This window comes from Geoanaerobacter pelophilus (assembly GCF_018476885.1).
Classification (GTDB): Bacteria; Desulfobacterota; Desulfuromonadia; order Geobacterales; family DSM-12255; genus Geoanaerobacter; species Geoanaerobacter pelophilus.
Map to the genome: position 1 here is coordinate 459524 of NZ_JAHCVJ010000003.1, position 20323 is coordinate 479846.

The 20323-nt window shown below is 55.9% G+C and carries 20 protein-coding genes; 13 read left to right on the top strand and 7 right to left on the bottom strand.

Annotated features, from left to right (window positions below):
* The first annotated feature begins 23 nt into the window (after positions 1-23).
* The 7 genes from KI809_RS10235 (at position 24) to KI809_RS10265 (ending at position 6927) form a co-directional block, all read left to right on the top strand.
* Entirely contained in the window at positions 24-362 is a 339-nt protein-coding gene (locus tag KI809_RS10235) for a DUF488 domain-containing protein (protein WP_214171436.1), read from the top strand.
* Positions 362-1651: an NADH-quinone oxidoreductase subunit NuoF gene (gene nuoF, locus KI809_RS10240; RefSeq protein WP_214171437.1), complete on the top strand. Its 1290-nt coding sequence runs from the start codon at positions 362-364 to the stop codon at positions 1649-1651. The genes KI809_RS10235 and nuoF overlap by 1 nt, the downstream gene beginning before the upstream one ends.
* Positions 1641-2183 (top strand): V4R domain-containing protein, encoded by a 543-nt coding sequence (locus KI809_RS10245; RefSeq protein ID WP_214171438.1) that lies wholly within the window; start codon positions 1641-1643, stop codon positions 2181-2183. Before nuoF ends, KI809_RS10245 begins: the two co-directional genes overlap by 11 nt.
* Complete coding sequence (locus KI809_RS10250; protein WP_214171439.1) at positions 2173-3084, top strand: GGDEF domain-containing protein; 912 nt, start codon at positions 2173-2175, stop codon at positions 3082-3084. The genes KI809_RS10245 and KI809_RS10250 overlap by 11 nt, the downstream gene beginning before the upstream one ends.
* Positions 3072-4955 (top strand): molybdopterin-dependent oxidoreductase, encoded by a 1884-nt coding sequence (locus tag KI809_RS10255; RefSeq protein WP_214171440.1) that lies wholly within the window; start codon positions 3072-3074, stop codon positions 4953-4955. The genes KI809_RS10250 and KI809_RS10255 overlap by 13 nt, the downstream gene beginning before the upstream one ends.
* Complete coding sequence (nuoH, locus tag KI809_RS10260; protein WP_214171441.1) at positions 4952-5944, top strand: NADH-quinone oxidoreductase subunit NuoH; 993 nt, start codon at positions 4952-4954, stop codon at positions 5942-5944. Before KI809_RS10255 ends, nuoH begins: the two co-directional genes overlap by 4 nt.
* Positions 5945-6024: 80 nt before the next feature.
* Entirely contained in the window at positions 6025-6927 is a 903-nt protein-coding gene (locus KI809_RS10265) for a sensor domain-containing diguanylate cyclase (RefSeq protein WP_214171442.1), read from the top strand.
* Positions 6928-7012: 85 nt separating this feature from the next.
* On the opposite strand, the gene lepB is transcribed toward KI809_RS10265, so the two are convergent.
* The 5 genes from lepB to KI809_RS10290 all read right to left on the bottom strand — a co-directional run bounded on the left by lepB (position 7013) and on the right by KI809_RS10290 (position 10640).
* Positions 7013-7975 (bottom strand): signal peptidase I, encoded by a 963-nt coding sequence (gene lepB, locus KI809_RS10270; protein ID WP_214171443.1) that lies wholly within the window; start codon positions 7973-7975, stop codon positions 7013-7015.
* 66 nt (positions 7976-8041) lie between these two features.
* Complete coding sequence (locus KI809_RS10275; RefSeq protein ID WP_214171444.1) at positions 8042-8599, bottom strand: DUF6624 domain-containing protein; 558 nt, start codon at positions 8597-8599, stop codon at positions 8042-8044.
* 68 nt (positions 8600-8667) lie between these two features.
* Complete coding sequence (locus KI809_RS10280; protein WP_214171445.1) at positions 8668-9273, bottom strand: T3SS effector IpaJ family cysteine protease; 606 nt, start codon at positions 9271-9273, stop codon at positions 8668-8670.
* 119 nt (positions 9274-9392) lie between these two features.
* Positions 9393-9803, bottom strand: a complete 411-nt coding sequence (locus KI809_RS10285) for a hypothetical protein (RefSeq protein ID WP_214171446.1) — start codon at positions 9801-9803, stop codon at positions 9393-9395.
* Between the two features lie 99 nt (positions 9804-9902).
* Complete coding sequence (locus KI809_RS10290; protein ID WP_214171447.1) at positions 9903-10640, bottom strand: demethylmenaquinone methyltransferase; 738 nt, start codon at positions 10638-10640, stop codon at positions 9903-9905.
* 466 nt (positions 10641-11106) lie between these two features.
* On the opposite strand from KI809_RS10290, the gene nuoI reads away from it, so the two are divergent.
* From nuoI to KI809_RS10320, 6 genes are all read left to right on the top strand, one after another.
* Complete coding sequence (nuoI, locus tag KI809_RS10295; RefSeq protein ID WP_214171512.1) at positions 11107-11637, top strand: NADH-quinone oxidoreductase subunit NuoI; 531 nt, start codon at positions 11107-11109, stop codon at positions 11635-11637.
* Positions 11638-11777: 140 nt separating this feature from the next.
* Positions 11778-12260 carry an NADH-quinone oxidoreductase subunit J family protein gene (locus KI809_RS10300; protein ID WP_214171448.1) on the top strand — a complete coding sequence of 161 codons (483 nt, stop codon included), beginning with the start codon at positions 11778-11780 and terminating at the stop codon, positions 12258-12260.
* Positions 12261-12393: 133 nt separating this feature from the next.
* Positions 12394-12705, top strand: a complete 312-nt coding sequence (gene nuoK, locus KI809_RS10305; protein ID WP_214171449.1) for an NADH-quinone oxidoreductase subunit NuoK — start codon at positions 12394-12396, stop codon at positions 12703-12705.
* Positions 12702-14576 carry an NADH-quinone oxidoreductase subunit L gene (gene nuoL, locus KI809_RS10310; protein WP_214171450.1) on the top strand — a complete coding sequence of 625 codons (1875 nt, stop codon included), beginning with the start codon at positions 12702-12704 and terminating at the stop codon, positions 14574-14576. The genes nuoK and nuoL overlap by 4 nt, the downstream gene beginning before the upstream one ends.
* Positions 14573-16057 carry a complex I subunit 4 family protein gene (locus KI809_RS10315; protein WP_214171451.1) on the top strand — a complete coding sequence of 495 codons (1485 nt, stop codon included), beginning with the start codon at positions 14573-14575 and terminating at the stop codon, positions 16055-16057. The genes nuoL and KI809_RS10315 overlap by 4 nt, the downstream gene beginning before the upstream one ends.
* Positions 16054-17445 (top strand): NADH-quinone oxidoreductase subunit N, encoded by a 1392-nt coding sequence (locus tag KI809_RS10320; protein WP_214171452.1) that lies wholly within the window; start codon positions 16054-16056, stop codon positions 17443-17445. Before KI809_RS10315 ends, KI809_RS10320 begins: the two co-directional genes overlap by 4 nt.
* Before the next feature lie 19 nt (positions 17446-17464).
* Here the strand turns inward: KI809_RS10320 and KI809_RS10325 are convergent, their stop codons facing one another.
* Entirely contained in the window at positions 17465-18616 is a 1152-nt protein-coding gene (locus KI809_RS10325) for a pilus assembly protein TadG-related protein (protein ID WP_214171453.1), read from the bottom strand.
* 233 nt (positions 18617-18849) lie between these two features.
* On the bottom strand, positions 18850-20142 hold the full coding sequence (locus tag KI809_RS10330; protein WP_214171454.1) for an L-lactate MFS transporter: 1293 nt from the start codon (positions 20140-20142) through the stop codon (positions 18850-18852).
* Between the last annotated feature and the right edge of the window lie 181 nt (positions 20143-20323).

Sequence of the window (20323 nt, forward strand, 5' to 3'; positions counted from 1 at the left end):
GTCGCGGCAACGAGGGAATAACCATGATCAGGATCAAGCGGGTCTATGAGCAGCCGGAAGCGGCAGACGGCGTCCGTATCCTGGTGGACCGGCTCTGGCCGCGGGGAGTGGCCAAGGAAAGCGCGCGATTTGACGAGTGGTGCAAGGAGATCGCACCGAGCAATGAGCTGCGGCAGTGGTTCGGCCATGACCCGGCCCGGTGGGAAGAATTCCGGATTCGCTACCTCCAGGAGCTGACTGGGCACAAAGAGATACTGACGCGGCTGCAAAATCTTGCGCAAAAAGAGACCGTGACCCTGCTCTACGCTGCCAGGGACGAGGCACACAATAATGCCGTGGTGTTGAAAGAGCTGATCGAATAATGGAACAGGTGCTTTTTCGTCATAACCGGCCCGGCCGCTGCATCACTTTCGACGAATACCGGGACGAAGGGGGATTCGAGGCACTCAAGAAGGCGCTGACCGGGATGTCGCCCGCTGAAGTGCAGCAGACGGTGATCGACTCCGGTCTACGCGGTCGCGGCGGCGCCGGCTTCCCCACCGGCAAGAAATGGTCGTTCGTGCCGCGCGACCTGCCGGGGCGTTTTCTCATCTGCAACTGCGACGAGATGGAGCCCGGCACCTACAAGGACCGACTGCTGCTGGAGGCCAACCCCTATTCGCTGGTGGAGGGGATGATCCTGACCGCCTATAGCCTCGGCGTTAACCATGCCTTTGTCTTCATCCGCCGCGGTTACGAACAGGGAGCAGACAATGTCAGGCGGGCCATTGGCGAGGTGACTGCTGCCGGCCTGCTCGGCGAAAACATCTGCGGATCCGGCTTCTCGCTGAAACTGGAGGTTCACCAGTCGGCCGGGCGCTATATCTGCGGCGAAGAGACCGCGCTGATGAACGCCCTGGAAGGGAAACGGGCCAATCCGCGGGCTAAGCCCCCCTTCCCCGCGATCAAAGGTTTGTGGGGCCGGCCGACTGTGGTCAACAACGTGGAGACCCTGGCCAACATCCCGTACATCATCGCCCATGGGCCCGACTGGTTCAAAGGTCTGGCCAAGATTCCCGAGGCTGCCGGCATGAAACTGTTCTGCGTCAGCGGCCATGTAAAGGACCCGGCCTGCCTGGAGCTGCCGCTCGGCACCACGCTCGGGGAGATAATCGACAGCCACTGCGGCGGCATGCGCGACGGCAGCAGCTTCAAGGCCTGCCTCCCGGGCGGGGCATCGACACCGTTTCTCACCCCTGACCACTGGAACCTGCCGCTCGATTTCGACAGCGTGGCTCGGGCCGGGTCGCGGCTCGGCACCGGCGGCATCGTGGTCTTCGACCAATCGACCTGCATGGTGGCGGCAACACTCAACCTGGTCCGGTTCTATGCCCGCGAGTCGTGCGGCTGGTGCACCCCCTGCCGCGAAGGGCTGCCATACGTGGTCCACTTGCTGGAGACGATCGAGAGCGGCAACGGGAGCGAGGAGCATATCGAGATATTGACTGAGCATCTGAAGTATCTCAACTACGCCTTCTGTCCCCTTGCCCCTGGAGCCATGGGGCCGGTGGAGGGGCTGTTGCGGCATTTCGAGGAAGAGGTCAGGGAGCACATTATCAAAAAACGGTGCCCAATCCAGCAACACAGACCGGGAGGAGTTTATGGGAACTGACAGCTGCTGCCGTTTCAACTGGAAACAGGTCGGCGACATTGCCTTGGGGAGGCCGCATCTCGGCCCGATGATGCACCTTGCCGTGTACCGGCTGATGCAGTACACCCTCAGGGAGGCGATCTGCGCCAGATACGGTCATGACGAGGCATCAGACCTGCTGCGCAGCGCCGGATTGCGTGCCGGAGAAGAGTTTTGCGCGAACGTGCTGAACAGTGACCAGGATTTCAACGGGTTTGTTGCCGAACTGCAGGAAAAGCTGCGGGAAATGGGGGTCGGCATTCTGCGCATTGAAAAAGCCGACATGGAAAAGCTGAATTTCACCCTTACGGTAGGTGAGGACCTGGACTGCTCCGGTCTGCCGGTAGTCGGACACACGGTCTGCGAATATGACGAAGGATTTATTGCCGGCGTGCTCGGCAGATATACTGGAAAGGCCTTTGAGGCCAAAGAGGTTGACTGCTGGGCAACCGGCGAGCGGACCTGCCGCTTTAGCGTAACTCTTGCCACTGCGGATGGTGCTGATGGCAAATAACGCCGACATCATCAAATGTTGCCGGGAGAAGATCGAAGCGCTGCTCTGCGGAGAAACCCCGGCGTCGGTCGAGATCCCGGACAAGGTATCGCCTGAAGCAATGGAGCTTTGTCACGCCTGCAACCGGTTAATTAGCGCACAGCAGGAGGCTGCCACCTTTCTCGCCGCCCTGGCCAACGGCAACCTGGAGATCGACCCGCCCCCGCGAAATCAGCTCATTTCCCCGTTCAAACAGTTGCATGCCAGCTTGCGCCACCTGGTCTGGCAAACCAGCCAGATAGCAGCCGGCAATCTCGAACAGCAAGTCGATTTCCTGGGTGAGCTTTCCACTTCGTTCAATAAAATGATCGAAGCGCTGCGGCAGAAACAGTCCATTGAGGATATGCTCCGTTACCTGAGCAATCACGACCCGATGACCGGCCTTTACAACCGGCTCTACTTCAACGAAGAGCTGGCCCGGCTGGACCGCAGCCGCCAGATCCCGTCAAGCATCATCGTCGCCGACCTGAACGGTTTGAAGCAGGTGAACGATTCCCTGGGCCACGAGTCCGGCGACCTCCTGATTCTTGCCGCTGCTGAGATCATCCGTTCCGGAATCAGGGCTGACGATGTCGCCGCCCGAATCGGTGGCGACGAGTTTGCCGTTATCCTGCCGTTTACCAGAAACGACGAGGCAGAGCTGGTGTTGAGCAGGATCAGGAAAAAGGAAGCGCTCCATCGCGAGACCAGCGACCTGCAGGTATTCATATCCTATGGACTGGCCACTGCAGAACAGCAGGGAGGCATGAACGAAGCGCTGAAACTCGCCGACAAACGGATGTACGAAGAAAAAACCAACAACAAGAGCGGCATGAGCCACTCCCTGACAAGCAAAAAACAGAAGAGAAAATGGCGAAACTGACCATCGATCATATTCCGGTCACGGTAACGGACGGCACCAGCATTCTGGAGGCGGCCAAGAGCGTCGGCATCTGGATTCCCCACTTCTGCTACCATCCGGCGCTGGGCAAGGCGGGCGCCTGCCGAGTCTGCGCCGTGAAGCTGCTGGACGGGCCGGTCAAGGGGATCCAGATGTCGTGCATGCTCCCGGCCGCAGACGGCATGGTGGTTTCCACGACCGATGAGGAAGCGGTTGCCATGCGGCGCCAGGTCATCGAGTGGCTGATGATCAACCACCCCCATGACTGCCCGGTATGCGACGAAGGAGGGGAATGCCTGCTTCAGGACTACACCATCGCCGGCGGCCACTCCATTAGGCGCTACACCGGTAGTAAACGGACCCACCGGAACCAGGAGCTCGGGCCGCATATCGAGCACGAGATGAACCGTTGCATCCAGTGCTACCGCTGCGCCCGTTTTTACCAGGAATTTGCCGGAGGGGACGACTTCGGGGTCATGGGGAGCGCAGCCAGGGTCTATTTCGGCAGGTTCAGCGATGGTCCGCTGGCATCTCCATTTTCCGGCAACCTGGTGGATATCTGCCCGACCGGGGTTTTTACCGACAAGACCGCCCGCTTTCGCGCCCGCTACTGGGATTACGACATGGCACCGTCGATCTGCCCCCACTGCTCGCTCGGGTGCAACACCATGCCGGTGGCCCGCTACCGGGAGCTATTGAAGATCGTTTCCAGGAGAAACGACCAGGTCAACGGCTGGTTCATCTGCGACCGGGGCCGGTTCGGCGCTGACGGCGTCAATGCCCCGAACCGGCCCCGCACCCCGCTGGTGGATGGGCGGCAGGCGTCCTGGGACGAGGCGATCGACGACCTGCTGCTGCGGATCAATGAGGTTCAGGAACTGCACGGCCCCGACAGTATCGCCCTGCTCGGCTCTCCCCGAATGACCCTGGAGGGAAACCTGCTGCTGGCACAGCTGGCCAGCCTGCTCGGGGCAACGCTCTGCTATCACATCGGGTCAACGGAGCAGACACAGGCTGTTGCCGCGACGCAACTGGTATCCGGTGAGCGTGCCGCCTCCATGAACGATGTAGGCCAGGCCGACTGCATCGTCATTGCCGGCTGCGACCTGCTCGACGCCGGGCCGATGATGGCGCTGGCCGTCCGCCAGGCGTGGCGGCGCGGGGCAAAGGTCTTCCTAGTCAATGCGCCGACCAGCCGGTTGCCGTTCGAGTACGCCTGTGCCGGGTTGTTTGACGAAATTCCATTCGCTACGGCAAAACAGCCGGTGGTTATCGGCACTGCCAGCGATTCAGACCGGCTGCAGCCGCTGCTTGAGTCAGCCCAAGGGATCAAGGTTGCCATGCTACTCCCCGGACCAAACAGTTTTGCCACGGCGTTGCTGGCGCAAGAGCACGGCACGCTGCCGCTGGAAGAGGCTATCGCGGGAGGTAGCATCAAGGGGATCATCAGCTTTGAACCAGAAACCCCTGATCGGCTGCCAACCGATATCCAACTGCTGGCAGTAGCTGACTGGCGCCCGTCTCCTGCTGTTTCCCGTGCCGGGATCTTCCTCCCCATCACCCCCTGGGTGGAGATGGACGGCACCTTCATCAACAACGAGGGTCGAGCGCAGCGGTTCCGGCAGGTGATGCGCCCCGGCCTGCCGATCAAGGGACTTGACCCTGCCGGGCATCCGCCCCGGCTCCATGGCAATGAAGCACCCGGCAGCCTCCCCCGCCCGACTGCGGAGATCATCGCCGGGATATTTGCACAAATTGCCGGAGAGCCGGCAATCCAGCCGCTTTCCGGGCGCTGGCAGTTTGCCGCTGATCTCGATCCGGAGGGTGATGGGGTACGGGTGGTGCAGCCATGACCATGCTTACCATCGACATGGCGATTATCCTGGCCAAGATCGGCCTGGTGCTGTTCGTGATCCTGACGCTGGCCGCCTACCTGGTCTTTGCCGAGCGCAAGCTGCTGGCCTGGATCCAGGACCGGAAGGGACCGAACCGGGTCGGGCCGTTCGGCCTGCTGCAACCGCTGGCCGACCTGATCAAGCTGCTCACCAAGGAGGATTTCCGACCGGTCGGGGCCGACAAATGGATCTTCTACCTGGCGCCTGCCATGGCCGCCATCCCGGCGATCATGACCCTGGCAATAGTCCCGTTCGGCGCGCCGCTGATTATCCTGGGGCATGAGGTGAACCTGCAGATCGTTGACCTGAACATCGGCCTCCTGGTCTTCATGGCGTTGTCCTCGATAGCGGTCTATGGCGTGGCCCTCGGCGGCTGGGCCTCCAACTCCAAATATGCCCTGCTCGGGAGCATTCGCGGACTGGCCCAGTTGATCTCCTATGAACTCTCCATGGGACTGTCCCTGGTGCCGGTGGTGATGCTGACCCGTTCCTTCACCCTGTCGGAGATCGTCAATGCCCAGGCCGGCTGCTGGTTCATCGTCTACCAGCCGCTGGCATTCATCATCTTCCTGGTGAGCATCCTGGCCGAGTGCAAGCGGATTCCCTTTGATATCCCGGAGGCCGAGGGGGAGCTGGTGGCCGGATTCCATACCGAATACTCGGGGATGCGCTTCGGACTGTTCTTTGTTGGCGAGTACATCAACATCGTCGTACTGGGTGGCCTGGCGGCAACCTTCTTCCTCGGCGGCTGGCACGGTCCGCTCCTGCCGCCGCTGGTCTGGTTCTGGGGCAAGGTATTTGCCTTCGCTTTTCTCTTCATCTGGATTCGTGGCACCATGCCCCGGCTCCGCTACGACCAGCTGATGCATTTCGGCTGGAAGGTCCTGACCCCGCTGGCGCTGCTCAACATTCTGGTCACCGGCTGGTGGCTGGTCTTGAGAATGTGACAGAGGGAAAACATGGGAGAAACAAATAGTCGAGCAAATGGTCAATAATCTACCCTCTTTTGCGAAGGGAACACCCACCCATGAATGAAACCGAACTATACAAGAGTATTGTTGAAGGCATGTACGAGGGGGTTTATTTCGTTGACCAGAGGCGGAAGATTACCTTCTGGAACAAGGGGGCGGAGCGGATCACCGGTTACAGCGCCCAAGAGGTCATGGGCAGCTCATGTTCCGACAATATCCTGGTGCATATTGATGAGTGCGGCAAAGAACTCTGTATAAACAGCTGCCCTCTGGTGGCCACCATGCGTGAGAACTGCGGCCACAAGAATGACCAGGTGTTTCTGCATCACAAGAACGGGCAACGGATTCCGGTGAGTGTAAGCGTCTCGACTATCAGCGACGCTTTCGGTCAACCAGCAGGCGCGGTAGAGGTCTTCTGGGAAAACCCCCGGCGCGATGTGGATGAGCAGTTGCTGGCAGAGCTCAAGAAAGCGGCTCTCATTGACCAGTTGACCGGCCTCCCCAACCGCCGCTATCTCGAGATGGTCCTGAAATCTAGCCTGGGTGAGTTTCACGAGCATCAGATGCATTTCGGCCTGTTGTTTGCCGATGTGGACCATTTCAAGCAATTCAACGACACCTACGGTCATGACCTGGGAGACAAGGTACTGCAGCTTGTCTCAAGAACACTCGAAGGAAACATGCGCCCCTATGATATGGCCGGCCGCTGGGGTGGGGAGGAGTTTCTGATTTTGATCCGTTATGTGGACGAAGAGCAGTTCCGGATGGTGGGAGAAAAGTTGCGGGTATTGGTGGAAAGTTCCTACTTGCAGCACAACGGCGAGCAGTTGAAGGTGACTATGACCATGGGGGGGAGCAGAATTAGGCCGGACGACACTATAGAGGCTCTTCTGAAGCGCGTTGACAAGCTGCTTTATTCAGGGAAGCAGACAGGCCGCAACCGGGTGGTTTTTGACTGAGCTCTGAGAGTGGCTGGCGATGATGGTACCCATCCGAAACAGATTCCGTTGACAATCCAGCATTGATGCATAATTTTGCCAGCCACTACTTTTTCCCTTTAATCCTGACGACTTTTCCCACAATCTCATATTTTTTTACTGCGCCTTCACCCCAGAATCTACAATCATAGCTTCGGTCTCTGTTGTCTCCTAAAATATAATATTCATCATCTGCTAAGATAAATGGTCCATTGTTATCTCTTGGGTTCAATGCATCTGATATAATGTCTTTTTCTTTATGTGCTGCGTATTCGAGTTCTTCATATTTTACATTATTAATATAAACTATCTTGTTAACCATCTTTACAGTGGAGCCAGGCAATCCAATTATTCTGCCAATAAATGTTTTACTAGGATCATCTCTAAATTTATATGCAACAATGTCTTTTTGTTTTGAATCAATCACGTTTCTGTTGATAGTAAGTTTATCATTAATTTTAATACTATCTTCCATGTTTGCTGAAGTTAGCAAGAATTCAAATTCAGACTTAACACCATCTTGCTTTTTTGTATTATTTTTATGTTTTATCTGTTTTATATTTTTAACTTTTGATAAATTATTTGGTACTTTGGAAGGATCGTCTGTGAACACGACAGCACCATTATCGTCTATTCCAGAATATGTGTCATTGTAAGGTGTAGCTGTGTTGTTATTTGATGGAGAATCGGAATTAGAATCTGAAGCCAAGTAGCCAGCACGAGTAATGCCGGGGATAAATGAAATCCGTGAAAAGGTACGCCCCATCGATTTTGAAATAAAATTAACCATAGGAGGGGTATCAGGGAATGATATCTGCTCACCATTTTGAACGTTAGTCTGCGGTGTGCCTAACCAAATTTGACTTGACCCTTCTTGACACCCTATGTAGGTGTATCCTCCAGCATTTGTTGCTTCATTAACGACGCAAGTTCGAGTGTTTGATTGTGTTTGAGCAACGGATATTCCAGTGATTCCAAACAATATACCAAAGGTCATGAGACAAAACTTTATGACGTCACTAGATTGCATTCATCCTCCAGGTATTAATGTATTGCTCCATGCACTCCCATCCAACGGCATTGCCGCTGAGCGGGTTCACCGCTCCACGGCCTGGTTAGCCTTGCGATTTCGGCGGATAGCATTCTCCCTTTCCTGTATGCGCGCCGTCGCTTCGTCTAAAGTGCCCAATCCAATTTCTCTTCGCAAGTTGTCAACTTCTACAGGATTCTCTATCGGCAATGGAAAGGCAGTACCGTTTTCATCGATATGATGCTGCGTTCCATAAATTTGAGGTCTGCCAGACATAGTGAGAACTCTGTCTTGTAGGTAGGCAAAGTGGCTACCTTCTGCTTCGCCCCTTTTAACAGCCTCTGTGAGTAGTGCCAAGCATGACTCCATAAACACAGTGTCAAGTACCGCATGCTGGACGACGAGCCAAGCAGCCTCGGCAGCTTCCTTGCCTACCAGACTAATCCCTGGCCATCCGTGTTGCCCGATGATTTCCTTTATGCGCTTATTATTTCGCTCGTGGACTTCCTTAATTTTTGGATGGTATTCGACCGTACCCAATTCGCCAATATTGATCAACTCCTGCAGTGTTTTCTGATCTTCTTTTTGCATTGAGAGCAGCACATCACGAAGCTTTTTGTCCAAAGGGGGCTTCCTTTCTTTCAGGCTAGCTCAAGGATTACGGGAAGTTTTTTCACTGTAAATCCATCTAGTTATGCATTTTCTTGCGTTAGCGAAAATGACAGCCAGACAGATAATCGTTCATAGGTGGCAGTTAGTTCAGCCCAGTTACAGTGAGCTTTTCCTGTTGCAGGATCGTAAATGACACCATTACTACCCACAGCTAGCCAATGATAGCTATTGTCAAAAGTCGCAACCACCACTAATTGGCACTCATCAGGGGATGGGAGGTCATACACATCATTATTTATAAACATTTGGTTTGCCACTTCAGCACAATACATAAGCTCACCCGGAAATACCTTTTCAAGATCAATTATGATTTTCTCTGAGGCATTAAGGGTAACTCGTAACCCCAACTGCTTCGCAACGTAGGATATCGCAGAAGCAGAGTTTAAATATTCACCTTCCTGTGAATATCCACCTGTAGGCATGAGATCGCCAGTAACTCTATATATTTCTTCCGCGACCTCGGTTAACGTTAAACTTGGGGCTAAGACCGCGATTCTGTCGCAATGGCGAAGCTCGACGATGTTTTTGGTGGGTAGTAAGCCAAATGCGTTACATATAGCGGTCAAGCCAAATGCACCACAATTGAGGTCTTTCGTTTGTTTTTCCGAGAATGAAAGATTCGGCACAAGTCATTCCTTTTTCCGCATAACGGTTGTGAGGCGTAGCGGGTTCACCGCTGCCGCCGATGGTTGGCAATATCGCCTTCTCGAATGAGTTGAAAGGCAAGTTGCTACCCCTCAATTTTCTATAGAAAACGGCGCAATATCGGCAATGTATATGCCGACCACAAAAAAACAAAATATATAATCAAGAAATAGTGCAATGGCAATAACTTCTCAAACCCTTTGATTTGCGATGGTCTGAAATAAACTATCTGCCATAGTCCGCGAAGAAGCCAAAAAACAGAATAAAATGCAGTAACTGCAAAACCTAGTGGCGTAGCTCCTGTAAGTTCCTTTGTATGGAATAAAGACATATACGAAAAGAAGAAGAACATCGGGGTCAGGAATAAATGGATTGTGTATAGAACTTTTGCCGTAATCAGTCTGGTTTTTTCAAAATCTTCATACCAGCCAAAACCGCGATAAAAAAGACAATGGCCAATACCTAGGAGGGCAGAAAGGACTCCTCCGATTTTTATGGTGATTTCATCCATTTTTTAATTCATCCTTCTCATTTGCCAACGGTTGAGAGTTGACCGGCCTTGGCCGGTCTGACGCTTTGTTGAACGTTGGCTTTTCCGATATATTCCGCCTCATTTCCCCTGCGGTTTTTTCCCCTCAACAACAGCTACAACACCTCCTGCTAAATTGTGATAAGTGGTACTTGTAAGCCCATACTGGGTGAATATTCTTACCAATTCCTGCTGATGTGGAAAAACTCTGGCTGAATCATGGAGGTACGCGTAGGCTTTCTTGTTGTTGCACCAAAATCTTCCCATGAATGGGATCATCCTTTCGAACCAAAACCAGTACAATTGCCTGAATACTGGAACACTTGGATGCCCCATATCCAGGGAAACGACCTTACCGCCAGGTTTGACCACCCGCACCATTTCCCTGAGGGCTATTTCAATGTCAGGCACGTTTCGAAGTCCCCACGCCACGGTAACGCAATCGAAAGTGTCATCTTCAAAGGCAAGTTTCATTGCATTACCTTGGAAGAGCTGTATGGTGCTACTCAGTTTATTGTTTTGAACATTTTCCCGAGCCACGGCTAACATTTTCTCCGAGAAATCCATTCCCGTGACTTTTCCTGCTGGCCCGGTAGCCTTGGCTAGCTCAATGGTAAGCATCCCCGTACCACAACAGATATCGAGTCCATGGCCACCTGGCTTGAGGTCGGCACGCTGTGTCGTGAACCTTCTCCAAGCCCTGTCCAGACCGAAAGACATAACGATATTCATCAAGTCATAACGTCCTGCAATGGCATTGAACATATCCTGAACAAATGTTTCCTTCTGTTCCTTTAGTGGCAAACAATTACCCTGCATGTCTTTTCCTTTTCTTTTTTGTTCAACTCGTTGTTAGTAGGTTTCCCGATATAAGTAATCATGGTAGTTACTTATCGGTAATATTTGCAGTTTCAATGTTCTCTTCCAACGGGATGACACGTATCGGCAGTAAAGCTTTGCGCTCAATACCAAGCTGCCGATGCCGGCACCATGTCGTTACCCTTAACCCGCTCCCTCGATAATCTTCGTGGCCTTCCCCAGCGGATCTCCGCAAAAATATACATCACTTTGACAACCTGTAAATTAAAATCTTCAATAAAAGATCAGCGCTGTCTGGGTTTTGCGGCAGTTTGTCTCAACGCATCCTGCTGCGAGGAAAGAGCCAACCACCGCATGAAATTTGACCCCTCCCGCTCGTGCGGTACACTTTTACATGGGGCTAACGGTTATCGGCTACCGGATTCGCCCGTCACGCCAGCCAACACGAATAATAACCATAATAATTATGAGAGTTATCAACGACATAACCGCCATCCTCATCGGGATGTGGACCACCTGGAAGCATATCTTCCGGCGGCCGGTCACCATCCAGTACCCGGAGGAGAAGCGGACCCCCTCCCCTCGCTACCGGGCAAGGATCATCCTCACCCGCGACCCGGACGGCGGCGAGCGGTGCGTGGCCTGTTACCTCTGCTCCGCTGCCTGCCCGGTGGACTGCATCTCAATGCAGGCGGCGGAGGCAGAAAACGGGCGGCGTTATGCGGCCTGGTTCCGGATCAACTTCTCCCGCTGCATCTTCTGCGGCCTGTGCGCCGAAGCGTGCCCGACCATGGCGATCCAGATGACGCCTGACTTCGAGATCTGCAAGCGGGACATCATGGATCTGGTGTATGAGAAAGAGGATCTTTTGGTCGATCACGGCGGCAAGGAACCGGAGTACAATTTCTACCGCCATGCCGGCATCGGCGTGACCCAGCCGCGAGGAGACGGCGCGGAGGAGCATCCTCCGGTGGATGTGCGGGGGTTGATGCCTTAGAAATGCGCCTTTTCCGCAATCTCTGTGTTGCTCGCGGGATTCCTTGTGCGACGTACTTTCATGTACGTCTCCGCGTCATTCCTTGAGCGCCTTGACCTTGCGAAAAAATCGCATTCCTGAGGTTACCCAATAGGAACATAATGGAACAATTTCTTTTCTACATCCTGGCAGCAGCAACTGTTATTGCCACCATCTTCGCCATTACTGAGAAGCATCCGGTGCATGCCATCGTCTACCTGGTGACCTCGTTCTTCTCGCTGGCCGCGATCTTCTTCCTCCTGGCAGCGCCGATGATCGCGGCATTCGAGGTGATCATCTACGCCGGCGCCGTCATGGTGCTGTTCCTGTTCGTGATCATGATGCTCGACCTCGGCCACCCGGAGAAGGCGGCACGTCCGGGGCTCGGACACTGGCTCCCGGCCATGGTGCTTGGCGGCATTATTGCCGTTTCTGCAGTTACCTGCATTGCAAAGCTTATGATTGCCCCACCCGCTGGACCGACAATCGGCATCAAGGAGTTCTCCGTCGTACTGTTCCGCAAATACGGGATAGCGATCGAGATCATCTCCATGCAGTTGCTGTTTGCCGTGGTTGGCGCGCTGTACCTCGGCAGGAGAAGATGAGAAATGCGACTTTTCAGCAATCGCGGTGTTGCTCTGCGAAACGTCTTGTGCGGCGTACTATTGAGTACGCCTCCGCGCCGTTTCTTGAGCGCCTTGCGCTTATCGCAAAATCCGCATTTCAGGAGAATCTGATATGATCGTGCCCCTCGCCCATGCCCTGATCCTGGCAGCCATACTCTTCGCCCTGGGGCTTGGTTGCGTCCTGGTCTGGAAGAGCAACGTCATCATGCTGCTGATCGGCATCGAGATCATGCTGAACGCGGCGATGCTGGTCTTTGTCGCCGGTGCCAACCATTGGGGCGCTGCTGACGGTCAGGTATTCAGCCTGATTATCATGGCAATGACCTCGGCCGAAGTATCCATTGCCCTGGCAATGGTGGTCTATCTCCACCGGCGGAAAAAGACCGTGGATGTCGACGAATTCAGGGAGTTGCGCGACCGATGAGACTCTGCCTGGAACTGATAATCCTGCTGCCGCTGGCCGGCGCCGTTGTTAATGCGCTGTTCGGCAGGAATCTGCCGCGCCGGGTATCGGAAATCACTGCCTGCGGTGTGGTTTGGGGGAGTTTTTGCGCTGCGGTCGCCGCGCTGTTCTCCTACAGTAGCCCGGCAACCATCGAGATCGCCTCGTGGCTCTCGGATTTCGAGTTCAAGGCGCCGCTCACCCTGTACCTCGACCCGCTCGCCCTGTCGCTGGTTCTGATGATCACCTTTGTCTGTGGCCTGATCCATATCTATGCCGTTGCCTATATGACCGAAGACCCTTGCCATGTCAGGTTCTTCGCCCTGCTCAACCTGTTCGTCTCCTCGATGCTGCTGCTGGTGCTTGCCGGCAACCTGCCGCTGATGTATATGGGCTGGGAAGGGGTTGGGCTCTGCTCCTACGGGTTGATCGGCTTCTGGTACCGGGAGGAAAAGAACGCCACTGCCGGACGCAAGGCGTTTATTGTGACCCGGATCGGCGACACCGCCCTGCTGATCGCCCTGGTCTGGCTTTTTGAGCTGTGCGGCACAGAGTCGATCCCGGAACTGAACGCGCTGGCAGGGACACTGCCAAGTGGAGCAGTAACCGTCATCGGTTTCCTGATCCTGCTGGGCGCCATGGGCAAATCAGCGCAGCTGCCGCTGTCGGTGTGGCTGCCGGACGCCATGGCCGGGCCGACGCCGGTTTCGGCGCTGATCCATGCCGCAACCATGGTAACGGCCGGGGTATACCTGTTGATGCGGCTGTTTCCGTTCATCAGCGGCTCGCCGGAACTGTTGGCCGGCATTGCCATTACCGGCGGGGTCACCGCCTTTTACGGGGCGACGTGCGCTGTGGCGCAGCGCGACCTGAAGCGGGTACTCGCCTACTCCACCATCAGCCAGATCGGCTACATGTTCCTGGGGGTAGGTGCCGGCAGCGTTAGCGCAGCCACCTTCCACCTGATCGTCCATGCCTTTTTCAAGGCGCTGCTGTTCCTGGGGGCCGGGTGTGTGATCAATGCGCTGCACCATGAACAGGATATCTATCGGATGGGTGGCCTGCGGCGTGCCTTGCCGGCGACTTTCTGGCCGTTTCTTGCCGGCGCCGCCTGCCTGGCCGGGATTCCCCCCAGCGGCGGTTTCTTCAGCAAGGACGGCATCCTGGCAGCGGCCTGGGGCCAGGGAGGGCCGGTCTACAGCACCCTCTTCGGACTGGGGCTGGTGACCGCCCTGCTGACATCGTTCTACAGTTTCCGGATGCTCTACCTGGTGTTCGGTGGGGAGCAGCAGAGGACAACCCATGGCGTTTCCCGCATCATGGAATGGATACTGGTGCCACTGGCGCTGCTGGGTCTGCTCGGCGGATTCTTCAATCTCCCGGCCTATTTCGGTACCGGCATCCTCTCCGGCTTCCTGGAGCCGCTCACCGGCACTCTGCCCGCTCACCTCTCGCACGGTTCGGAACTGGCGCTGCAAGGGGTTGCCGCCATCGTCGCCGTCTGGGGGATCGCCCTCGCCCATTACCGTTACGGCGGCGAACGGCGAAACGCCAGGGTTGCCGACATGGACAACCGTGCGACCTGGCTTCGCTCGTTCTGTCTCAACGGCTGGTATCTGGACCGGCTCTACGGCTTGCTGCTGGTGCGTCCGTACCAGCGGTTGGCTGGAATCCTCTGGGAGCAGGTCGATGAAGGAGCCATTGACGGCTCGCTGGACCGCTTCGCAACCTTCCTCGGTCGTGCCGGCCGATTTCTGGGGAGCTGGGGGGGCGGCAGGGTCTCGGCCTACCTCTTCAGCATGGCGGCGGGCGCTGCGCTGGTGATCGCCTACCTGGCGTGGGTGATGGCATGAACGGCTACCCGCTCCTGACCATCCTGATCTTCCTACCGCTGGCAACAGGACTCTGCCTGCTGCCGGTCTGGCGCTGCAGCGACAAGTTGCGCCAGATCGCCATGGGAGGAGCCCTGCTGGAGCTACTGCTGGCCTGCCTTTGCTGGCCTGTAGCCCAATGGCCTCAAGCCGGCGCCCCAGCCGGCTTCTTCCTCTATCAGGATCTCCCCTGGATCGCCGAGTTCGGCATCCGCTACACCCTGGGAATGGATGGCATCTCGCTGCTGCTGGTCATGCTGACCGCCTTCATCACCATGGTTGCCATGCTGACCTCACGGCACTCGATCACCGACCGGCCGGGCCTCCATTACCTCCTGATCCTGGCCATGGAAAGCGGCATCATGGGAGTGTTCCTCTCCCTCGACCTGTTCCTGTTCTACCTCTTCTGGGAGCTGATGCTGATCCCGATGTTCTTCCTGATCGGTATCTGGGGCCATGGCCGACGGATCTATTCGGCTATCAAATTCTTCCTGTTTACCCTGGTCGGCTCGCTGCTGATGCTCCTGGCGATCATCGCTATCTACCTGATGCACGCCAGCCAGACCGGCGTCCATACCTTTAACCTGTTTAGCCTGGCCGGAACCGTTGTCCCGCACGCTGCCGGTCTCTGGCTGTACAGCGCCCTGCTCCTGGCCTTTGCCATCAAGTTCCCGATTTTCCCGCTCCATACCTGGCTTCCCGATGCCCATACCGACGCCCCGACTGCCGGGAGCGTGATCCTGGCCGGACTGCTCCTGAAAACCGGGGCCTACGGCTTGGTGCGCTTCGGCTACCCGCTGTTCCCGGATGCAGCCAAGACCCTTACCCCGCTGCTGCTGACCCTGGCCGTGACCGGGATCCTCTATGCCTCCTGGGTCGCCTTTGCCCAGCGCGACATGAAGCGGCTGGTCGCCTACTCCAGCGTCGGTCACATGGGGTTCGTGGCGCTCGGCATTGCGGCCTGGACTCCGGTGGCGTTGTCGGGCGCCATACTGCAGATGGTCAACCATGGTGTTACCACCAGCGCTCTGTTTGCAATGATCGGCATGCTGGACGAGCGCACCCATAGCCGTGAAATCAGCGATTACGGTGGAGTCTGGGGCAAGGCTCCGGTCCTGGCTTTTTTCTTCGTTCTTTTTGCCATGGCCTCTGCCGGGCTGCCCGGCCTGAACAATTTTGTCGGCGAATTCCTGATCCTGACCGGCTCGTTCAAGATATCGCACCTGGCGGTCATCCTCGGCTTCCTGGGGGTAATACTGCCGCTGGTGTACACGGTCAGACTGATTCAGGAGCTGCTGTTCCAGGAGGAGCGCAAGCCTCTGACTATCCCGGATCTGTCAGTCATGGAATGCAGCATGCTGGCAGTCATGGCCGCCATTGACATCTACCTCGGCCTGCACCCGGCGCCGCTGCTGGACATGCTGCACACGCCGGTATCGATACTTGCCGGAGGTGCCGGATGACCATTGCCGATCTCTGGATAGCGGTACCGCTCATGATCCTGGCCGGGAGCGCCCTGGCGATCCTGCTGCTCGGCGCCGTGATCCCCACAAACCTCTGGACCGGAGCCGGAATCATCGCCACAGTGATGACGGCAGCCTGGGTGGGACAAACCCCGCCGCTGACTGTGGCGCCGACACTGGCCCTTGCGTCAACACCTGCTGCAAGGCTGTTCATAGCCATCTTCTCCCTTACTGCCGCTGCAGCGTTGTTGATATCGCATCGCGACAACAGCGATCACGGGATAAATGGCGAGGAGTACCCGGCCACAGTGCTGTTCGCCACCTTCGGCGCAACAGCGCTGAGCATGGCAACCAACCTGCTGATCATGTTCCTCGGACTGGAGGCGATGACCTTCGGTTTTTACATCCTGGTGGCTATGGATCTGAAACGGGAGGTTTCGGCTGAGGCAGGGCTCAAATACCTGCTGATGGGGGCTGTTGCGGCGGCGTTTCTGGCCTTCGGGATCGGGCTCCATTATGCCGGGACCGGTTCCCTGTCGTTGACCAACGCTTTGCAGTTGGCGGCAGGCAACAAGGTTGCCCATGTCGGGTGGGGGTTCATCTTGGTCGGGATCGCCTTCAAGCTCTCCCTGGTACCGGCACACCTCTGGACGCCCGACATTTACCAGGGGGCACCGGCCCCGGTAACGGCCTTTCTGTCGGCACTCTCCAAAGGGGCAACCGTGGCACTGCTGCTGTTGATCCTCCCGACCGGGGACCTCGGCGCCATACGGCCGATCCTCTGGTGGCTGGCTTTGCTGTCGATGGTTGTCGGGAATCTGGCGGCGCTGCTACAGACAAAGGTGCGGCGGATGCTGGGGTACTCATCCGTCGCCCAGATGGGGTATGTTGCTCTGGCCTTGCTTTCAGGCACGGCCGGTGGCTATCGGGCTGCCGTCTACTATGCCGTGGCCTACAGCGTTATGAGCCTGGCGGCGTTCGGCGCCATTGCCGTCATAGAACGCAACGGCTCGGGAGAAGATACCGAAGGATGGCGCGGCCTGGGCCGGCGCAGCCCGTTTGCTGCCGGCACCCTCAGCCTCGCCCTGTTCGCCCTGGCAGGAGTCCCGCCAACAGCAGGCTTTACCGGCAAATTCCTGATCTTCACCGCCGCCATCAAAGCCGGCGAGGTCCCGCTGGCCATTATCGGCATCCTCACCGCCGCGGTCTCGGCCTATTACTATCTCGCGGTCGTGGTCAGCCTCTACATGCATGATCCCGGAGACAGTGCTGCGCAATCTCCGTCTCCGGCCGAATCAGTGGCATTAATCGCGACTGGTGCCGCCATTTTGATCATCGGCACCTTTCCGTCTCCTCTGCTCCGGCTGCTTGCTGCAGCGTTCCCGTAAATTGCGAGATGGAATCTGACTATTGCACGATAACCGGGAACAGACCCGGCATCTGCAGCATCTCCTTGGTGCCGCAACCGACGCAGGAAATACGGTCGATGTAAAGCCCACTCTCCTGGCCGCACAACGCTACCGGAGCGTCGAAGGCAACCCCTTTCTGCGCACAGCCGGCAGGGCCGGTTGCACAGATCTTGCTGATCCGCACCAGGGCATAGCGACTGACCGGCAGTTCAACAATGCCGGTCGCTTTGTCTGACGGCAGGGCATCTACCACCGGCGCAATAACCCACCAGCCGAGCAGTTTCCCGGTCTTTTTGTCGTATTCCTTATTCGAGCTGTCCACCTTCGGATTGTACATCATCGATTCGATATCACGCAGCGGCTCTTCTCCTGCAGCGGCAGCGACGAAAATCTTCTTGCCACACAGGTCCTGCGGCGGCATCTCACCGCAGATCATATCAGACAGCGAAGAACCACCGGAAAGCGGGTATGCCATTGAGGTAATGGCATATCTGCCTGATGCCGATGTTTTTTTGTTTGGGTCTGCTTCGTTGCGACTCAGTTTTTTTTCGGGGATCTGGCAGATGTTTGGATAGGCGCAACCGCCGGCACAAAGATCGGCGGAAATGGCGAAATTGGCGCGCACTTGTGCCGGAATGGCCGCAATGGCAACCGGGTTGAAATTCACTGTTTCCATGCCGGTTATCTTGGCAATGGTGCTCCCCATCTCTCCTAAGCCGACCGACTCGCTTTCAGCCGTCCTCTTTGTCCTGACCTGGATGGCATTAACCGGAGTTCCTCCAGCGGTGTATTTCTTGGCAGCGGCATCCCAGAAACCAACGGTAATGTTATTTTCCGTTGTCATGTTGTTGGTATTATTGTTGGGAACTTCGATCAGGGCAACAGCCTTATGGTCACCGATGGCGGTCTCGACCGCAGCAACTCTGGCAGGCGCCTGTACGGTATCCTCGGCCACCGGTTTAAGCTCTTTGGGATCGGCCTGTATCCTTGCGTGAAGCCCCTGCTTGATTGCCTGAGCGCCCGCCATAGCAGAAAGCCCGGCCGTATGCTGCAAATCCTCATCGCTGACATACATGTAACCGACATCGATTGCCAATGCGGCCATGACCAGAAAGACAACGAGCATGATGTTTACGTAAGTGGTATCCATGCAACCCCTCTTATGGCTTCACCCAAAATCCCTCCGCTGTGTTTCGCTCAATCTTCATCACTGCGACGTAGCGTACGGCTACTACTCGCTCCTCAGATTTCGCAAGCCTTGCAGCTGGAGCTTTTTGCTGTGCCATTTATTCCTGTGGCTAATTAGCCGTAATAATACCATCATAAAACAGAAGGGCCATGCATTTCTGCATGACCCTTTGTTTTTTCAAGCTGTGAGATTTATTAATCTTCCACAGCCACTGCGATCGGCTCGGCAACCATGACCGGAGCTTTGACCTCAACGGCTTTCTTCTCGCGGAGGAAGAAGGTGAGGATCGTACCGGTAGCGCAGAGGGTACCGGCAAGAATGAACGACTTGTTAAGGCCACCCGGCTGGGCATTGAGCATTTCGGAAACGCGACCCATCACGAGCCCGCCTACGCCCCAGGCAGTGAAGAGGGTGCCGTAGTTAAGACCGTAGTTCTTGAATCCCCAGTAATCTTTGGCGAATGAAGGGAACAGGCAGAGGTTTGAACCGTAGTTGAAACCGATGAAGGTAGCAGCAACCACCAGCAGAGCGGCGCTACCGGAACCGACGATCGGAATTGCAGCGAACATCAGGAGTGCCTGGAAACCGAGCATGATGGAGAGGGTAGCCTTACGGCCGATCTTGTCGGAAAGAACCCCGGCAACAACACGGCCACTGGCATTACCGATAGCCATTATTGCCACTGCCACGAACGCCATGGGGCCCATGCTCTTCTTGGCAAGCCCGGCAACACTGCCGATAACCATCAGGCCTGCGCCAGCGCCGATGAAAAAGTTAACCCACAAGAGGTAGAATTTTGGAGAGCGCATCATTTCAGCAACGGTTGCATTGTGAACTGCTTTGGCAGCAGGCTTGGAATCGTCTTTGGCAGGCTCAGCAGGGACATAACCCTGGGGAGGATTGACCAGCAGGAAAGAGAGTACGCAAACCAGGGCGGTAAAACCGATTCCGAGGAAGAGCATTGATTTCGGGATACCATAAGCGCCGATCAGCCAGCTGGAAAGTGGCGCAATGTAAACCGGGGCAAGACCAAAACCGGCAACAACGGTACCGGCAATAACACCGGTTTTCGTCGAAGAGAACCATTTAAGGGCTGGAGGGGTAGCAGCAGCGTAACCAAAACCAAAACCAGCTCCGGAAAGAACCCCAAATCCCATTACCCAGGCAGCATAGCTGTTAGAGAACGACATCAGGGTGAAACCGCTGCCGACCAAAAGGCCGCCAATGAGAGCAGTGCGGGCAGGACCGATCTTATCCTGGCACTTACCGGCAACGATCATGGCGAAAGCAAAGACGAGGCAACAAATGGCATATGGATCGTTTATCGAGGAGAGACTCCAGGTGAATGCCCCTTCACCACCCTTTTCAATGGAAGCCTTGATGGCGCCCTTGAAAATACTCCACGCATACAGAACTCCCAGAGCCAGGTTAATGCCAAGGCCGGCCATGGTCACCTGCCAACCTTTGTTAGTAGATTCTTGTGACATGTTGTCTCACCTCCGTGTGTAGTTTAGCAATTCGATATTTCTGAAAGAGCAACATACATACCAATGTTTTAAAATATTGCACAACACGATATTTTGTTATTTTACAACATGTTACACCAACACACATATCAACTACCCAACTGGGGGGGTCCAACTGTTTTGAATATTTGCAAAACTGTTT

Bases quoted from the DNA above. Each gene is read 5' to 3' on its own strand.
- KI809_RS10235 (WP_214171436.1), top strand. From the start codon at position 24: ATGATCAGGATCAAGCGGGTCTATGAGCAGCCGGAAGCGGCAGACGGC.
- nuoF (WP_214171437.1), top strand. From the start codon at position 362: ATGGAACAGGTGCTTTTTCGTCATAACCGGCCCGGCCGCTGCATCACT.
- KI809_RS10245 (WP_214171438.1), top strand. From the start codon at position 1,641: ATGGGAACTGACAGCTGCTGCCGTTTCAACTGGAAACAGGTCGGCGAC.
- KI809_RS10250 (WP_214171439.1), top strand. From the start codon at position 2,173: ATGGCAAATAACGCCGACATCATCAAATGTTGCCGGGAGAAGATCGAA.
- KI809_RS10255 (WP_214171440.1), top strand. From the start codon at position 3,072: ATGGCGAAACTGACCATCGATCATATTCCGGTCACGGTAACGGACGGC.
- nuoH (WP_214171441.1), top strand. From the start codon at position 4,952: ATGACCATGCTTACCATCGACATGGCGATTATCCTGGCCAAGATCGGC.
- KI809_RS10265 (WP_214171442.1), top strand. From the start codon at position 6,025: ATGAATGAAACCGAACTATACAAGAGTATTGTTGAAGGCATGTACGAG.
- lepB (WP_214171443.1), bottom strand. From the start codon at position 7,975: ATGCAATCTAGTGACGTCATAAAGTTTTGTCTCATGACCTTTGGTATA.
- KI809_RS10285 (WP_214171446.1), bottom strand. From the start codon at position 9,803: ATGGATGAAATCACCATAAAAATCGGAGGAGTCCTTTCTGCCCTCCTA.
- KI809_RS10290 (WP_214171447.1), bottom strand. From the start codon at position 10,640: ATGCAGGGTAATTGTTTGCCACTAAAGGAACAGAAGGAAACATTTGTT.
- nuoI (WP_214171512.1), top strand. From the start codon at position 11,107: ATGAGAGTTATCAACGACATAACCGCCATCCTCATCGGGATGTGGACC.
- KI809_RS10300 (WP_214171448.1), top strand. From the start codon at position 11,778: ATGGAACAATTTCTTTTCTACATCCTGGCAGCAGCAACTGTTATTGCC.
- nuoK (WP_214171449.1), top strand. From the start codon at position 12,394: ATGATCGTGCCCCTCGCCCATGCCCTGATCCTGGCAGCCATACTCTTC.
- nuoL (WP_214171450.1), top strand. From the start codon at position 12,702: ATGAGACTCTGCCTGGAACTGATAATCCTGCTGCCGCTGGCCGGCGCC.
- KI809_RS10315 (WP_214171451.1), top strand. From the start codon at position 14,573: ATGAACGGCTACCCGCTCCTGACCATCCTGATCTTCCTACCGCTGGCA.
- KI809_RS10320 (WP_214171452.1), top strand. From the start codon at position 16,054: ATGACCATTGCCGATCTCTGGATAGCGGTACCGCTCATGATCCTGGCC.
- KI809_RS10325 (WP_214171453.1), bottom strand. From the start codon at position 18,616: ATGGATACCACTTACGTAAACATCATGCTCGTTGTCTTTCTGGTCATG.
- KI809_RS10330 (WP_214171454.1), bottom strand. From the start codon at position 20,142: ATGTCACAAGAATCTACTAACAAAGGTTGGCAGGTGACCATGGCCGGC.